Here is a 16,572-nt window from a genome sequence, read left to right on the forward strand (position 1 = left end):
ATTGGAGATTGGAGGGGGGTGGAGGAGATTTTTTTTGGGTTGGGTGGGGAAAGGGTTTCGTGGAGGAGAAGAAGAAAGGTGACGCAAAGGTTCGCAAGGAGGGAGAGATTCGCGGAGGAAAAGAAGAAAAGTTACGCAGAGAAAAGGAAAAGGTGACGCAAAGATTCGCGGAGGGGCAGAGTTTCGCAAAGGAAAAGAAGAAAAGTTACGCGGAGTTTCGCAGAGGGGTAGAGTTTCGCAAAGGAACAGAAGAAAAGGTGACGCAAAGTTTCGCTGAGGGGCGGAGTTTCGCAAAGGAACAGAAGAAAAGTTACGCGGAGTTTCGCTGAGGGGCGGAGTTTCGCAAAGGAAAAGAAGAAAAGTTACGCAAAGGTTCGCGGAGGGGCTGAGTTTCGCAAAGGAAAAGAAGAAAAGTTACGCGGAGTTTCGCAGAGGGGCAGAGTTTCGCAAAGGAACAGAAGAAAAGTTACGCGGAGTTTCGCAGAGGGGCAGAGTTTCGCGAAGGAATGGAAAAGTTACGCAGAGAAAAGGAAAAGGTGACGCAAAGATTCGCGGAGGGGCGGAGTTTCGCAAAGGACAAGGAAAAGTGACGCAAAGATTCGCAGAGGGGCAGAGTTTCGCAAAGGAAAAGAAGAAAAGTTACGCGGAGTTTCGCAGAGGGGCAGAGTTTCGCGAAGGAATGGAAATGAAAGGTGACGCTAAGTTTCGCAGAGAGGGAGAGATTCGCGGGGGAAAGGAGGGGGAGAAAGTAAAATTGTCTGGGGTAAGCCCATAATATGGAAAGGGCACGCCCGAAAAAAAGATATTTTCACTCACTTCCTATTAAGCGTAGAAAATTCCTATTTTTGCTTTAAAATATTTCAAAAATGGCACAAAAACCAAGCATTCCAAAAGGGACACGTGACTTTCTTCCTTTTCAGGTGAACAGAAGAAATTATATTTATGACACGATTAAAACGGTGTTTAAAAAATATGCTTTCGCTCCTATTGAAACTCCTTCTTTTGAACTTTCCTCTACTTTGATGGGGAAATATGGAGAAGAAGGTGATCGCTTGATTTTTAGGATTTTGAACTCGGGTGACAAAGTAAAGAAAGCGGATTTAAAAGCCCTTGAAGAAGGAAACTTGCCGAAATTTGCAAATTCACTCTCTGAAAAAGCATTGCGCTATGACTTAACGGTTCCTTTCGCACGATTTGTTGTGCAGCACCAAAATGATTTGACATTTCCTTTTAAAAGATACCAAATTCAACCTGTTTGGAGAGCTGATCGCCCGCAGAAAGGACGTTACCAAGAATTTTATCAATGCGATGCCGATGTGGTAGGAAGTGATTCCCTCCTATTTGAAGTTGATTTTATTCAGATTTTTGATGAAGTACTTTCTGCTTTAAAAGTGCCAGATTTTACGGTTCAAATTAACAATAGAAAGATACTTTCTGGAATTGCCGAAGTAACGAAAGAAGAAGATAAAATTATTGACATTACTGTGGCCATCGATAAACTAGATAAAATTGGTGAAGAAGGCGTTGTAAAGGAATTGATTGAAAAGAATGTGAGTCAGGAAGCCATTGACAAAATTCGACCTTTGTTTAGTTTGACTGGTGATACACAGAAAATGCTGACTTTCATGCGAGAATTTCTAGCAGAGAGTGAGATTGGAATGAAAGGAATTGAAGAACTGGAATACGTTTTTCAAAAAACTGAAATTTTAGGATTAAAAAACGCCAAACTAGAATTTGATGTGACCCTAGCAAGAGGATTGAACTATTACACTGGTGCAATTTTCGAAGTAAAAGCAAACGGAGTAAAAATGGGTTCTATTTGTGGTGGCGGTCGATACGATGATTTAACTGGACTTTTTGGAATGAAAAATCTTTCGGGAGTTGGAATTTCATTTGGAGCGGATAGAATTTACGATGTTTTGACGGAATTGGAGTTATTCCCAGAAGACATTAATCAAACGCTTGAATTCCTCTTCATCAACTTTGGAGAAAAAGAAGTTGAATATTCATTGCCCCTTTTACAAGCTTTAAGAAACAACAATGTCACCGCAGAACTTTATCCTGATGAAGCAAAACTGAAAAAACAGTTTAAGTATGCAGACGACAGAAATGCAAAATACACAGTTATTGTTGGCGAAAGTGAGCTTGAGAAAAACGAAATTACCATTAAAGAAATGAAATCTGGAGATCAAGAAACGATGTCCATAGAATCATTCACAGAAAAATATTGTTCATAATGAAAACATTAGTCTTAGATCATCAGCAATTTGAAATTGACGCATTATTTCAATTTATTGCTTCAGGAAATAAAGTAGAATTGGGAGAAAATGGTCGAAAAGCCGTTTTAAAATGCCGTGAATACTTGAATAATAAAATGGAAAACACGGAAGGAAACATTTACGGAATCAATACCGGATTTGGATCTCTGTATGACCAATCTATTTCAAAAGAAGATTTAGCGAAGTTACAAGTAAATTTGGTACGATCTCACGCTTGTGGTACAGGCGCTGAAGTTCCTTCTTCAATTGTAAAGACCATGCTTTTATTCAAAGCGATTGGTTTGCATTACGGACATTCTGGAGTTCAAGTAGAAACGGTTGAAAGATTAATCTACTTTTATAATAATGACATTATTCCTGTAGTTTATGAACAAGGAAGTTTGGGGGCTTCCGGAGATTTAAGTCCATTGGCTCACATTGCACTCGCTATTATTGGCGAAGGAGAAGTTTATTATAAAGGAAAGAAAGCCAATACAGAGGATGTCATTTCAGAACTTGGCCTCTCTCCTATTCAATTACAATCAAAAGAAGGATTGGCCTTATTAAACGGAACACAATTTATGAGTGCATATTTGGCACATTGTGTTTATGAAGGAAAAAACATCTTGAAACAAGCAAACATCAACGTTGCCATGTCCTTGGAAGCTTATGACGGAAGAATTGATCCTTTTACTCCTTCTGTGAATAAAATCAGAAATCAAGCAGGACAAATTAAAGCAGCTTCGGAAATTTCTAAAAATCTGGAAGGAAGTCAGTTCGTGACACAAGAAAAAGTGCATGTTCAAGACCCTTATAGTTTTAGATGTGTGCCGCAAGTTCACGGAGCGAGTTGGGACACTTTAAACCATGCAGAACAAGTGGTGACGAGAGAAATTAACGCAGTTACTGACAATCCTACAATTTTCCCAGATGAAGATTTAATTGTTTCAGCAGGAAACTTTCATGGTCAACCTTTGGCTTTAGCCCTCGACTTTTTAGCGATTGCTTTGGCAGAATTAGGGAATATTTCTGAAAGAAGAATTTACAAATTAATGGGCGGAATGCGTGGTTTACCAGCGTTTTTGGTAGCGAAACCAGGATTGAACAGTGGATTTATGATTGCCCAATATACTGCGGCTTCTATCGTAAGTCAGAACAAACAATTGTGTACACCCGCTTCTGTAGATTCTATAGATTCATCGAACGGACAGGAAGACCATGTGAGTATGGGCGCTAATGCAGCAACGAAATTACACAGAGTTGTAGAGAATGTTTGGCAGATTTTAGGAATAGAATTGATGGCTGGAGCTCAAGGAGTAGAGTTTAAAGGAGTTGAAAAAACCAGTAAGCTACTTCAAAAGGAGCATCAAACGTTCAGAGAGAAGATTCCTTTCATCAATGAAGACGAGTACATGTCTAGCTATTTAAGAGAAAGTAAAGCCCATGTTAAAAACCAAAACAATTCTTTGATATGAGTTACCAGCAAGAGGAATTACCAAATTCTAAGGACATAAATACAGAAACTAAAAGGCCTAATTCGCTTACTGTACTCTTAGTATTGAGTGCTATATATATTGTAATGAGCTTATCGGCTACATTTCAAGCAATTTCAAATGGACCTTTAACACAAAACCAGTTAGAACAAGAGACGTCTGAGTTTTATGGCTCTATGGTCGAATTACGGAATCAAGGTTTGGGTGAAGAACTTACGGATATGGCTGAAGTGATGGTAGAAACTTCTGTTTATATCAACAATGAAGTTTATCAGCTCACCAATTACCTAAGGTTAATTGAGTTAATTATTGGTGCTGCTAGTCTGGTTTTAATGTTTCAACTAAAGAAAATAGGATTTCATATTTATCTTTTTTACAGTTTGTTTCCCATAATCACGACATATATTACGTTGCCACAAGAACTCATACTGACAGCTTCCATTGTTGTAATGGTTTTTATAGGTGCTTTGTTTGCGCTACTCTACGGAACGAAATTAAAGTACATGAAATAGGTAGATGCATCTAACAACGATATTATGTAAACCGAAAATGTAGCCCATTTTCGGTTTTTTTATGGATTAAAAACACGTTTTCCTAGCCCTAAAAATTAAAATGTAGCACTTCAATAAGGAGAGAATTATTGCCATTTATCGAAAAGCATAAAAAATTCGTCTAAGAAAAACAGAAAATCACAAAGTTTTTTTGATTTTTTTATGAATAGACCATATCCACTTTTTATTGGTTGAATAATCTAAATCTTTCGATAAACATTAAAAAAGACCCAAAAGCTTGTGAATTCAACACTTATGCGCTTATACTGTTCGTCTAAAAAAGTTTTATCAATCAATTAAAGCCCTTAAATTAGTAGTGTAAACAAAATTTCTGAGCTGGTCATTAGGTATAATCAGACAAAGAAAATAAGAACTTAAAAACACTCAATTATGAATTACTCTAGCGAAACACACGTGCAAGATTACACTTCTTTAAGCACAACGAAGCGTCCAAAATTATTGAGTTTACTACTATTATTAAGCTCTATTTATATCCTTTCGACATTAACAGCGGTAACGCAGAGACTAATTGACGGTCCAATGACTCAAGTTCAGTTAGAGCAACAAATGTCTGCACTTTATGGAGAAACTCAAATTTTGGTAAATCAAGGAGCAAGTCCAGAGTATATGCAGTCAACACAGAAGATCGTTGAAAATTCAAGATATATCAACAATGAAGTTTTTTATTTATCAAATTATTCACTTTTAGGAACATTAATAGTGGGATTAATTAGTGTTTTCCTTATGTTTTTCGGGTTCAAGATTGGGTTATGTGTATATTTAGTCTACAGCATCCTACCTATCATCACGATGTATTTGATTACACCTGCTGGATTAATATTAGAAACACCAATCTTAATCATTGCTTTCTCTTCAGCGGTACTATTGTTTCTTTACACTATAGGTTTTAACAAATTAGACGAAGCAAAAAAAGCGGCAAACGCTTAAGGTTTCAACTTCATCAGCACAACAATACACTACTTTTTCCCCTTTACTTAAAATAAAGGGGATTTTTCATTTATAAGAGTTAAAGAGATGCATAAGGAAATCCTTTTCTAAGGCCAGTTAAATATACTTACGTGATAAAACCCTGCATAAGTCTATAAGCCCCTCCAGATTCTTAGTGAGGCTTTTAGCTTGCTCCCAAAGCAGGTAAAAGATCCACTCATGAACAAAGCAGTATATGCATATATTATTCAAAATGCTTAATGGATAATAGGGCTTTTAAGTCGCAAAAAGCACTATCGTTAAACCGTACTTCTCTTTTATTGGAATCAACTCTGATAATAAATGAATTAGAAGAGATTCTTTCTTCAAAAAAATATTTATTCTCTGAGGAAAGGATAGCAGCTTCAAGAAGTGTTCTATCAAAAATCTGGGTTTGTAAGTGTTTAGACAACATCCTTATAGCGATTAAAATAGGCTTACCTCCCTCATTTATCGAAAAGCCTAAAAAATTCGTCTAAGAAAAACAGAAAATCACAAAGTTTTTTTGATTTTTTTATGAATAGACCATATCCACTTTTTATTGGTTGAATAATCTAAATCTTTCGATAAACAATAAAAAAGACCCAAAAGCTTGTGAATTCAATGCTTATGCGCTTATCCTGTTCGTCTAAAAAAGTTTTATCAATCAATTAAAGCCCTTAAATTAGTAGTGTAAACAAAATTTCTGAGCTGGTCATTAGGTATAATCAGACAAAGAAAATAAGAACTTAAAAACACTCAATTATGAATTACTCTAGCGAAACACACGTGCAAGATTACACTTCTTTAAGCACAACGAAGCGTCCAAAATTATTGAGTTTACTACTATTATTAAGCTCTATTTATATCCTTTCGACATTAACAGCGGTAACGCAGAGACTAATTGACGGTCCAATGACTCAAGTTCAGTTAGAGCAACAAATGTCTGCACTTTATGGAGAAACTCAAATTTTGGTAAATCAAGGAGCAAGTCCAGAGTATATGCAGTCAACACAGAAGATCGTTGAAAATTCAAGATATATCAACAATGAAGTTTTTTATTTATCAAATTATTCACTTTTAGGAACATTAATAGTGGGATTAATTAGTGTTTTCCTTATGTTTTTCGGGTTCAAGATTGGGTTATGTGTATATTTAGTCTACAGCATCCTACCTATCATCACGATGTATTTGATTACACCTGCTGGATTAATATTAGAAACACCAATCTTAATCATTGCTTTCTCTTCAGCAGTACTATTGTTTCTTTACACTATAGGTTTTAACAAATTAGACGAAGCAAAAAAAGCGGCTATTAGCTAAACTCAACCCATTACAGCGTTTATCAAACTTTATTTGTAATTGACCTCATGCGGTACTTTACAAGATAAATCAGCGCCAAACCACTGCCAATAAATGCTAGACCTGCTCCAACAAGCATTGGTGTATTGAATGCTAAACCAAGTCCAATTGGAACTGCACCAAAATATGCCCCCAGTGTATTCCCGATATTAAAAGCACCCTGCCCTGCTGAAGCAGCAATCGTTTCTGCACCTTCTGCACTATTGATTAGCATCATTTGTAAACTTGCACCAACGCTAAAAGCTACACCTCCAGTAAGAAAAGCCATCGGATAGGCTGCCCAATCTATCGATGAAACGAGATAGCCCAAAATTAGGCAAAAGACCATTGCCATAAATGATATAATCACCGCTTTTGTTGGGATGACGGTATCGGCCAGCTTACCACCAATTAAATTTCCTATAAACATTCCCAACCCAACCAAAAACATAATTATTGGAACTTTTTCATCAGCCAATCCTGAAACCTTGGTAACCAAAGGTCCAATATAACTCATCCAAGAAAATAAACCTCCCGTTCCTACAGCAATTACAGCTATAATTAACCAAGCCTCTTTGCGACCAAAATAACTTAATTGCTTTCGAATATTTACGTTGGGTTTATCAATTTCAGGAAGCCAAAAAAAGACTGAAAGGGCTGTAACTAAACCAAGGAAACTAATAATTCCGTAAGTTAATCTCCATGAGAAAGTTTGCCCAATATAGGTACCTAATGGAATTCCCGCCAAGTTAGCAATAGTCATACCTGTGAACATAATGGAAATCGCCTGTGCTTCTTTACCGGGTTTTGCCAGCTTAGCAGCCACAACAGAGCCCACACCGAAAAATGCTCCATGAGGCAGACCAGAAACAAATCTAGAAACATAAAGACTCCATTCGTTAGGTGCAAAAGAAAAAATACCATTGAATATAAAAAACAAAATCATCAAATAGAAAAGTACTTTTTTAGGTCTCATGTTGGCTGTTGCAATAACTAATGTTGGAGCTCCTACCACTACACCCAGTGCATAAAGTCCGATTAAATTGCTAGCCTTTGGAATACTGATTCCAATATCCTCAGCAATATTCATCAATAAGCCCATCATACTGAACTCTGACATACCCAGTGCCAAACCTCCAAAAGCCAATGCTATTAATCCTTTATTCATATTCCTTTTCAAAAATGCAAAGGTACTCATTTTTTAAGCTCAATTCTATTCAAGGATTTTTACTTAAATCTTCAGATGAAGGAATGAATTTGAAAGGAAAGGAAATTCACTTTTGCAATCTGCTAATTAAAAGCCAAGCCTAATTTATCATTAAAGCTTATTACCATTGAGGAGCTATCTTCTTCCCCTTTGGAATCGTATAGAATGATGTAATCAACGCACAAAACAAAAGCAGTTTTCAGCATTCCCACTTCAATCGGAAATAGAAAACGTAGGCTATCGTCGAAATAACAAAAACAAAAGTCTGTTAAAACAGATTGAATTAAGCTAATTAATTCTTAACTTACTCTTATTCTAAAACAAACAAAAAGACAACATGAATACCAGAAAAATCATAGAAAACACAATAATTACAACGGCTATTGGAATTGTAATTTTAAGATTGAAAAAGGATAAAATTGTGTATGTAGACACTTTACCCGAAATAATTAAAGACTATGTCTCCATCCATTTCCCAGAACATTTCATCAAAAAAGCGGTGACTTATAAAGTTGGTTTTAAGAGAAGTTACAAAGTATTTTTAAATGGTAAAATTAACCTTAAGTTCAACAACAAAGGAAAAGCGATAGAAATTGAAAGTGGAAATAAATTACCCGATTCCGTAGTGCCAACAAAACTCGCAAGCTTCGTTACTGCATACTTCCCAGAAAACTCCATCGTGGAATGGGAGTTAGAAAGAAACGCTCAAGAGATTGAGTTAGATAACGGACTAGAGCTTGCTTTCGATTTAAATGGTGACTTCATAAATGTTGAGAAGTAATATTTATAAAAGGCACATTTAATCGCTCTTCTTTCACCTAATTCTTTTTTTTTATTGTTCTTTTGAATTGCTTAACAAAAGTTGGTTAAAGACAAAATGAAAAATGGAAAAGAAGATTGCAATCTTAAGGGGGATAAATGTGGGTGGAAAACGAAAAATATTGATGACCGATTTGAAGTCAATGCTCGTTGAAATCGGAATTATGAATGCCAAAACATACATTCAAAGTGGAAATGTAATTTTCGAATCAGAATTAAAAAACCTAGAGTTATCTCTTCAAATTGAATCAGAAATTCTCAAAAAATTCGGTTTCGATGTTCCTGTAATCATAAAAACAAGAGCAGAACTAAAGGCCGCTATTTCATCAAATCCCTTCTTCACATCGGACGCTGACATGAGTAAGCTTCACCTCACTTTTTTGAATAAAAAACCGTCAGAAAAGGATATAGAATCGCTTAGATCATTCGATTCGAAAGAAGACCAGTTTGAAATTCAAGGCGAAAACATCTTTATTTTTTGCGAAGGAAAATACCATCAATCGAAACTGACAAACAACTTTTTTGAGAAAAAATTAAAAGTTGGAGCTACTACGAGGAATTGGAAAACCGTTTTGAAATTAATGGAATTAAGTCAAGATTGATGTGCTGTTAAATCTTTGCTTGATTGCTCATAAAATCCATATAAATACAGTGTCAAATAACTCAAATCTTTAGTTCTTTTTCAAATATATCTGGGTGCGAAACTTATTAGAACCAACTTGGGCGCTTTAGCTCCAGGTATTAAAATATTCTTGTTAATTTTGCATTTGTTAAAAAATCAGAAGATGAAAAGCAGAGCAAAAAACTTGAAAGGGATTTCTATATTATTAGCATTTGCAATATTGGCATCAAGTTGTGCCAGTACAACACTCATCAACTCTATTCCTGCCGGAGCAAAAGTATATGTGAATAATGAACCAGTGGGCACCACTCCGCATGCTTATACAGACACCAAAATTACAGGAAGCACAAATTATATACAGCTTAAAAAAGAAGGCTACGAAACCTTAAGAACAACATTCACCAGAAGCGAAGAAATTGATCCCGGGGCTATAGTTGGCGGTATTTTTCTTATCGTTCCCTTTTTGTGGACAATGAAATATAAACCCACACGTATTTACGAACTACAATCACTTAATAAGGTTGAGCAAATCAACAATACAGAAAAAATAGAAGAGCCTCTAAAACCAAAGGCTGAAACAAGATCTAAAGCAGAAAGGTTAAGAGAATTTAAGCAATTATTGGAAGAGGAAATTATTACTCAGGAGGAGTTTGAACAGGAAAAGAAAAAGATTTTAGATGAAAATTGAAATCCAAATTACAGCATTGATCATCAGTAAAAATCCGTTCTTCTGAAGAATATATCTAAAACAATTCCTAGTGCAAAATTTATGGCCTTTAGACGGGGCCATTAAGCCTTCTATAACTCACCTCTTTTTCAACCGATCTGTCTTCGGGTCATAACCATAAGGACAATGTTTACAGCCATTCTTACAACAATACCCTCTTCTTAGCAAGTATTGTTCTGTGAAAACAATATAACCTTCCTCGGTTTTGTAGTAGTCACCTTCTATCATTTCAATTTTCTTCTTAAACATGCTATTCTTTGTTACTATTTAATGGAAAGAAAAATGCGATACGATAAATAATAGGCATGTATTTGCCCGTATTTGGCTTTGTGGGATCGCTTACTCTAAAAAAATAATCGCCACTTAAGGGTGATGGATTTGAAGTTAAGGGATCCGAAATAGCGTCAGCAACATCATATAGAATTCCTACATTTAATCTAACAAAATCGAAATCTCTTGAAATTCCACCTCCTAAAAACGCTGTTAATCTCCAGTTTTTATCCGGATTAACGTAGCGATAGGGATTTTTCAATACTTCAACCTCTGTACCTAAGAAAAACCAATCTAAAAATCGATAATGCAAAAATCCACCTCCACCAAAAACAAATGCGCTGCTGGAAGTTCCCAAATAAGTATTTTGACTAAACAAGTACTGGAACCTGAAACTCGGACCATAAGCCAAAGATTCTTCTTCTACAAGGGCCCATTTTAAAGCTCCCCCAATTGTTCCGCCCATATTTGAAAAGCTTGCTGCTTGAACTTCTACTCCAATTTCAGAATGGTAAGACTGCGAAAATCCACAGAGAGAAGTAAATAAGAAAATGACAACAAAAATAAATCTAATCATACTAATTAATTTTTAACGAAGATAATAGTTTTCAATCTCAAGTCTCAATTATTTACCTAATCGATGCCTCCCTTTAACCAACATTCCTTTCCAATGTCCTGTTTTGTAATAAATAAAACCAACCATCGCCGCCATAAAGTTAGATATTGGGAATGACCACCACAATCCAACCTCATCTAACGAAGTATTATTTGAAAGTAAAAAAGCTACTGGAAAACGAATCATCCACAAACTAAATATAGAAATAAGCAAAGAAACTTGAGTAAATCCAGCGCCATTGAAAACGCCATTGAGCACCTGTTGCAAGCCCAAAAGCCCAAAACTTGGTCCCATAATTTTTATAAACAAGGCACTTTCTTTTATAACTTGAGGATCATTAGGGACAAAGAAGGCAGTGATGGGTTCTGCAAAAATAAAGAGTAAAACACCTATTCCTGACAGCCCGAAAAAGGCTATTTTCGCACTTAGATCTCCAACCTTTTCGGCTCGTTTAATTTGATTTGCACCTACATTTTGCCCTACCAAAGTTGTTGTTGCAATAGAAAAGCCCAAAGCAGGAATTACAATCAAACTTAAAACACGTACCCCAATCCCATAAGCGGCGACCACTTCACTTCCAAAGCTTGTCACCAAAACAACCAACATGGTCATTGCTCCTGCCCTCGCAGATTGTTCCAGACTTGAAGGAATTCCGATTGCAAACATTTGTTTGGTCCATTTAAAATCCCACTTCATTTGTGGAAATTTAATCTTTATTCCCCTCTTCCCCTTAAAAAGCATTCCTATTCCTATTACGGCCGAAATTCCCTGGGTAATAACGCTTGAGATAGCTGCACCAGCCACTCCCATTCCTTCGAATGAGCCGTAACCAAAAATAAATAATGGATCAAGTACCAGGTTCAATAATACAGTTCCCAGCACAATATACATGGGCAACCAAACATTTCCGATTCCTCGCATTAAAGATTGAAATACGAAAAACATAAAAAGAAATACAAATCCAAAAGAGGAATACTTAAAGTAGGTCACTGAATCACCAAGAATTTCGGGACCCGCACCAACGAGTTTCATTAAAGGTTCTGATGCATGGAAGGTTATAAATGAAAGGAGAATCGACAAGAAAAAGATCACAAAAACAGTTTGGGAAGAGCTGTAGTTAACGTTTTTTTGATTTCCTGCGCCTTTTGCTTGGGCCACAATAACAGAACCTGCTAGAGTTAATCCAGCGCCCAATGATAAAATCAAAAACAGAATTGGAAAGCTTAAACTCACTGCAGCTACTGCATTTACTCCTAAACGTCCCAACCAGAAGGTGTCAATCAACTGATACATACTCTGTAGGGCATTTGCGAGAATAATAGGCACAGAAAGGTTGATGAGCGAACTCAAAATACTTCCTTGCGTTAAATTCCTATCTTTTAATTGCTTCACTCCGTTTACTTTAAATCCTTCTTAGGCTATACCCAACATTGAAAGTCGGATAATGTTTAAACATCACTCTAATTAACAGCCTAAGGTTTCACCATAAAATGCTGAACCGCTGTTAACACATCTCGATAAGCCCAATGTACTAATTTATCTTCTTCAATAAAAGGTAAACCACCAGCAAGAAATAACGACTGAAGCACATCGAAGATTTTCATGTTATTACCTCCCAATTTCAATTTTAAGTTTTCCGCAGTTTTTTCATTAAAGCGACGGTCTAAACTGAGCTCTTCTATTCGCTGAGCGCTTTCATAAAGTTGCTCCAAAGAAGAATCTAATAGCGGTAACAAATCATTCTCGATGATCTTTATCACCAAGGGTTTTCGGAGATCTTTCAAACAGATATCTACTAAACATTTCACAACTCCCAGATAAGATGCACTCATACACAATCGTGCAAAAGATTGAAATGGAATATGGAATACACCATAATCCTGGTTATTCTTAATGACATTCATTTGAAAATCGTGACCTTTAGGAACTTCAACTTTGTTTAAAGTTATTCCAAAAGAAGAGGAATTACGCATTCCCATGATGGGCCATTTCTCCTCCGACAATTGAACTTTCTCTCTTGGAACAACGAATATTTTTGAACCGTTCGATTCATTATTGGCTGTTAAACTAAAAAGGCTTGCATGATTTGCGCCAGTACACTTACTCCATTCACCTGTGATTTGAAATCCTAAATTCGTGTTTCTCCAATTGCCATTCGTAAATCCACTTCCAGCAATTACAGCATTTTCTGGTGTAAATAATTCTTTAGCAATTTCGTCTTCAAAAAAACCAGAAAACCAATTCGCACCAGCACCAAGATTGACCGTCCAGCCTAATCCGCCTTGAATTTCCGCTATTTTGTACAATTCTCGACAAGCCTCTTCCATAGAAAGTTGAAGGCCATTATAAACCTTCGGTACAAATAGTTTAAACCATTTCTCCTCATAACACTTTTGCAGTCTGTCTTGATTTAAATGGAATTGTTGGTATTCTTTTATTGTAAATGGGTTCATTTTTTTATAATTTTAAATATCTAGTTGCCTTCGACGCCTTCGGACAGGCTCAGTCACCGCAGTCAACGGATTGCTCTCTGAGAAATCATTGAGTAAATCCTCGATTTCTATCTTTCTTGATATCCCTCCCTCTCGATCTCCCTCCAAAGGGAGAAGTAAATAATGCCTCCGATTTAAGCAATACAATTATTACAATGTTTATTATGTCTAAAAAATGAATCAAGTAGTAAAAGTTTTAATTAGTGCTTCTAAAATCACCGCTTCATCCAATTGATAATCCACTGTAGATTTCCCAATGGCATTCAACAAAGTGAAATTAATTTTTTCTCCTTGATTCTTTTTATCGTGTCCCATCAAGTAAATAAGCTGTCCAAAATCAGCTTCTACAATTGAGATTTCAGAATAAGTTTTCCGAATAAAATTCTCAATTATTTCTAATTCCTCAAGAGATAATCCAGCAAGCTCATAGGAGAGGTAGCATTCAACTAACATTCCCCAAGCTACGCATTCTCCATGAGTAACTTCGACTTGCTTTTCTAATAAATACCCTTCTATGGCGTGACCAATTGTGTGTCCGAAGTTCAATTTCTTTCTTTCACCATTTTCCTTAAAATCTCTATCTACAATATCTGATTTTATTTGAATGGCTTCTTCGATTAATTTTGATGACGGAATTTCGTTTTTATCGTTCAATAATTCATTAAACAAGCTTTTAGAAGCAATTAATCCATGTTTAATCATCTCTGCTTTTCCGGAAAGAATTTCCTTTGGATCTAAAGTACTTAGAAATGAGGGGTCACAAACTGTTAATTCTGGAGAAGAAAAAAGCCCTAATTGATTTTTGTGAGCTCCTAGGTTTATTCCTGTTTTCCCCCCAACTGAAGCATCTACCATGGACAAAAGAGAAGTTGGAATATTAATAAAATCGAGTCCGCGTTTGTAAACCGAAGCAATAAAACCTCCCATATCCGTAATAACACCTCCGCCAAGATTAATCACCAAGTCATTGCGTTGAATATTATAATTGGTAAAAGCTTCCCAAACTTGAAAGCATACTTCCATTACTTTATTTTCTTCTCCTGCAGGCAACAAAATGACTTCTGCCTCCTTTAGGGCCTCGAAAGAGGTAAGAACAAAGGGCCAGCATTCTTGCTCGGTATTTTCGTCAACAATAATAATTTTCTTACTGTTCTTATATTTTGTTGTTAGTAGCAAGTTAAAACTTGAGTTGGTCAACATTCCCAATTCGATTTTGTTATTTTTGGAGACGATTTGCTTTGCCATAAACTGATGCTTGGTTTGTATTAGGACAAAACAACTGAAAGTTTTTAACATTCGGAAGAAGATCAGTTAAAAAAATGAGTAACATCAGTTAAAAAAGCTTGTCTATAATTTTTTTGAAATTAAATTTGCCGAATGATATCATTTGATAATACAGAAATCGCTTTCAAATACAAGTCTACTAAAGACCTGAAACGCGCGTACACCATGTTTAAACTAGTGGGTAAATCATGGTTGGTACAATTTGGGAAATTGATGGTTCCTATTGCTTTTAAACTTAAACTTCCAATCCAGGGAATTATAAGAGCAACAATCTTCAAGCAATTCTGTGGAGGAGAAACAATTGATGACTGTGATCAAACGATTCAGACATTGTATGACAACAATGTTGGTACTATTCTCGATTATTCTGTTGAAGGAAAAACGGAGGAAGAAGATTTTGATGCTACACGAGATGAAATTTTAGCGACAATTGAAAAGGCGAAGGGAAATAAAGCAATTCCATTCGCTGTTTTCAAACCCACTGGATTGTCACGACATGCATTATTAGAAAAGTTAAATGATGAGAAAGCAGAACCAACAGTTTTAGAAAAAGCTGAGTTTACTCGGGTTTTTAACAGAATAAATGATATTTGTAAACATGCTCACGACTCTAATGTTCCATTATTTATAGACGCTGAAGAATCTTGGTATCAAGATGCATTAGATAGAATTGTTGAATCTATGATGGCGAAATACAATAAGGAAAAATGTATAGTTTACAACACATTCCAGATGTATCGTCACGACAGATTGGACTACATTAAAAATGCGATTGAAAAAGCCAAAAGAGAAGGTTATAAATTTGGTGCAAAACTCGTTCGTGGTGCATATATGGAGAAAGAGCGTGATCGTGCGGCAGAAATGGGATACCCATCTCCAATTCAACCAGACAAAAACTCCACCGACATAGATTTTAATGCCGCAACTAAACTTATGGTTGAGGAAATTGAAACTTGTTCATTGTGTTGTGGAACACATAATGAAGATAGCTCCCATTTACTTGTCGATTTAATGGAAGAATTCAATATAGCGAAAGACGATAAACGCATTTATTTTGCTCAACTTTTAGGAATGTCTGATCATATTTCTTTCAATTTAGCTTACCACGGTTATCAAGTTGCGAAATATGTTCCTTATGGCCCAGTAAAAGAAGTAATGCCTTATTTATTGAGAAGAGCAGATGAAAATACTTCTGTTGCTGGTCAAACAGGAAGAGAATTGAATTTGATTTCTAGAGAATGGAAACGGAGAAAGCTCACTAAATAATTGTTAATGTTTAATTATTAATGGTTGACGCATTTAGGGGTTTGGTTTAATTGACAATTTTGCTTTAGTCAAACCTCTAAAACCACAATGCCAAAAGCTTTAGGGCTACTAATGGAAATTGAAGGAATAGTAAAGTCTTCAATAACCATTAAATCTCCTTTATGGAAAAAATGGTTTTCTCCCAGCATTCGTAAGGTGCAATTGCCTGAAGTCGCGTATATAAATAAATCCTTGCAAGTCGATTTTGGTTTCAATTTGTAATTCATGGCAGCTCCCATAGCTAAATAATACATTTCGTTTTGTTGCTCACCAGTCGTCATGACATTAAAATCTGTGCAAGTTCCTTTGGAATTGGTTTTCCAATCTCCTTTAAAAGTATCGACATCGAAAGGTTTTAGGTGTTTACTGTAATGACCTTCGTGGGTAATAGTGATTTCTCCTTCTAAAATCATCAACTTACGATTTACTCCAGGTAGAGAGGTGAAACTAGATTCGCTTGTTTCGACTTTGGCTATACTAATTCTTAGTTTAAAATCTCTATTTGCTAAAGTTGCGCCCTCTGGGGAGATATAGAGTTGCGTTGTTGTTCCTCCAGACCATTGCGAGGTTTGGAAGTTTTGTGGAGTAAGAATATGCGTTTTCAATAGAGATTAATTTTTA

17 protein-coding genes are annotated in these 16,572 nt (G+C 36.0%); 10 read left to right on the forward strand and 7 right to left on the reverse strand.

Annotated features, from left to right (window positions below):
- The first annotated feature begins 8 nt into the window (after positions 1-8).
- From DIT68_RS06325 to DIT68_RS06355, 6 genes are all read left to right on the forward strand, one after another.
- The gene (locus tag DIT68_RS06325) at positions 9-329 is read left to right on the forward strand and encodes a hypothetical protein (protein WP_109358976.1); all 321 of its coding nucleotides are present in this window, start codon (positions 9-11) and stop codon (positions 327-329) included.
- Between the two features lie 537 nt (positions 330-866).
- Positions 867-2,237, forward strand: a complete 1,371-nt coding sequence (gene hisS / locus DIT68_RS06335) for a histidine--tRNA ligase (RefSeq protein ID WP_109358978.1) — start codon at positions 867-869, stop codon at positions 2,235-2,237.
- Positions 2,237-3,733 carry a histidine ammonia-lyase gene (gene hutH, locus DIT68_RS06340; protein ID WP_109358979.1) on the forward strand — a complete coding sequence of 499 codons (1,497 nt, stop codon included), beginning with the start codon at positions 2,237-2,239 and terminating at the stop codon, positions 3,731-3,733. The genes hisS and hutH overlap by 1 nt, the downstream gene beginning before the upstream one ends.
- Positions 3,730-4,263, forward strand: a complete 534-nt coding sequence (locus tag DIT68_RS06345; RefSeq protein WP_109358980.1) for a hypothetical protein — start codon at positions 3,730-3,732, stop codon at positions 4,261-4,263. The genes hutH and DIT68_RS06345 overlap by 4 nt, the downstream gene beginning before the upstream one ends.
- Positions 4,264-4,692: 429 nt before the next feature.
- Positions 4,693-5,250, forward strand: coding sequence for a hypothetical protein (locus DIT68_RS06350; protein WP_109358981.1), 558 nt, complete (start codon positions 4,693-4,695; stop codon positions 5,248-5,250).
- 783 nt (positions 5,251-6,033) lie between these two features.
- Positions 6,034-6,591, forward strand: coding sequence for a hypothetical protein (locus DIT68_RS06355; RefSeq protein WP_109358982.1), 558 nt, complete (start codon positions 6,034-6,036; stop codon positions 6,589-6,591).
- 22 nt (positions 6,592-6,613) lie between these two features.
- Here the strand turns inward: DIT68_RS06355 and DIT68_RS06360 are convergent, their stop codons facing one another.
- Entirely contained in the window at positions 6,614-7,777 is a 1,164-nt protein-coding gene (locus tag DIT68_RS06360; RefSeq protein ID WP_109358983.1) for an MFS transporter, read from the reverse strand.
- A gap of 376 nt (positions 7,778-8,153) precedes the next feature.
- Here DIT68_RS06360 and DIT68_RS06365 point away from each other — a divergent pair, with 376 nt between their 5' ends.
- From DIT68_RS06365 to DIT68_RS06375, 3 genes are all read left to right on the forward strand, one after another.
- Entirely contained in the window at positions 8,154-8,597 is a 444-nt protein-coding gene (locus DIT68_RS06365) for a PepSY-like domain-containing protein (RefSeq protein ID WP_109358984.1), read from the forward strand.
- Between the two features lie 103 nt (positions 8,598-8,700).
- The gene (locus DIT68_RS06370; protein WP_109358985.1) at positions 8,701-9,237 is read left to right on the forward strand and encodes a DUF1697 domain-containing protein; all 537 of its coding nucleotides are present in this window, start codon (positions 8,701-8,703) and stop codon (positions 9,235-9,237) included.
- Positions 9,238-9,420: 183 nt separating this feature from the next.
- Complete coding sequence (locus DIT68_RS06375) at positions 9,421-9,945, forward strand: PEGA domain-containing protein (RefSeq protein ID WP_109359020.1); 525 nt, start codon at positions 9,421-9,423, stop codon at positions 9,943-9,945.
- A gap of 117 nt (positions 9,946-10,062) precedes the next feature.
- Here DIT68_RS06375 and DIT68_RS16305 read toward each other — a convergent pair whose 3' ends face one another.
- The 5 genes from DIT68_RS16305 to aroB all read right to left on the reverse strand — a co-directional run bounded on the left by DIT68_RS16305 (position 10,063) and on the right by aroB (position 14,607).
- Positions 10,063-10,233, reverse strand: a complete 171-nt coding sequence (locus DIT68_RS16305) for a DUF5522 domain-containing protein (RefSeq protein ID WP_158276129.1) — start codon at positions 10,231-10,233, stop codon at positions 10,063-10,065.
- 1 nt (position 10,234) lies between these two features.
- On the reverse strand, positions 10,235-10,831 hold the full coding sequence (locus DIT68_RS06380; RefSeq protein WP_109358986.1) for a hypothetical protein: 597 nt from the start codon (positions 10,829-10,831) through the stop codon (positions 10,235-10,237).
- Positions 10,832-10,879: 48 nt separating this feature from the next.
- Entirely contained in the window at positions 10,880-12,262 is a 1,383-nt protein-coding gene (locus tag DIT68_RS06385; protein ID WP_109358987.1) for an MATE family efflux transporter, read from the reverse strand.
- Between the two features lie 80 nt (positions 12,263-12,342).
- Positions 12,343-13,323, reverse strand: a complete 981-nt coding sequence (locus tag DIT68_RS06390) for an acyl-CoA dehydrogenase family protein (RefSeq protein ID WP_146194144.1) — start codon at positions 13,321-13,323, stop codon at positions 12,343-12,345.
- A gap of 219 nt (positions 13,324-13,542) precedes the next feature.
- The gene (aroB, locus tag DIT68_RS06395; protein ID WP_158276130.1) at positions 13,543-14,607 is read right to left on the reverse strand and encodes a 3-dehydroquinate synthase; all 1,065 of its coding nucleotides are present in this window, start codon (positions 14,605-14,607) and stop codon (positions 13,543-13,545) included.
- A gap of 132 nt (positions 14,608-14,739) precedes the next feature.
- Here aroB and DIT68_RS06400 point away from each other — a divergent pair, with 132 nt between their 5' ends.
- Positions 14,740-15,912, forward strand: a complete 1,173-nt coding sequence (locus DIT68_RS06400; protein WP_109358990.1) for a proline dehydrogenase family protein — start codon at positions 14,740-14,742, stop codon at positions 15,910-15,912.
- A 68-nt stretch (positions 15,913-15,980) separates the two neighbouring features.
- Here DIT68_RS06400 and DIT68_RS06405 read toward each other — a convergent pair whose 3' ends face one another.
- Positions 15,981-16,556 carry a HutD/Ves family protein gene (locus DIT68_RS06405; protein WP_109358991.1) on the reverse strand — a complete coding sequence of 192 codons (576 nt, stop codon included), beginning with the start codon at positions 16,554-16,556 and terminating at the stop codon, positions 15,981-15,983.
- Positions 16,557-16,572 lie beyond the last annotated feature (16 nt).

The organism is Brumimicrobium oceani (assembly GCF_003143775.1).
Taxonomy (GTDB): Bacteria; Bacteroidota; Bacteroidia; order Flavobacteriales_D; family Crocinitomicaceae; genus Brumimicrobium; species Brumimicrobium oceani.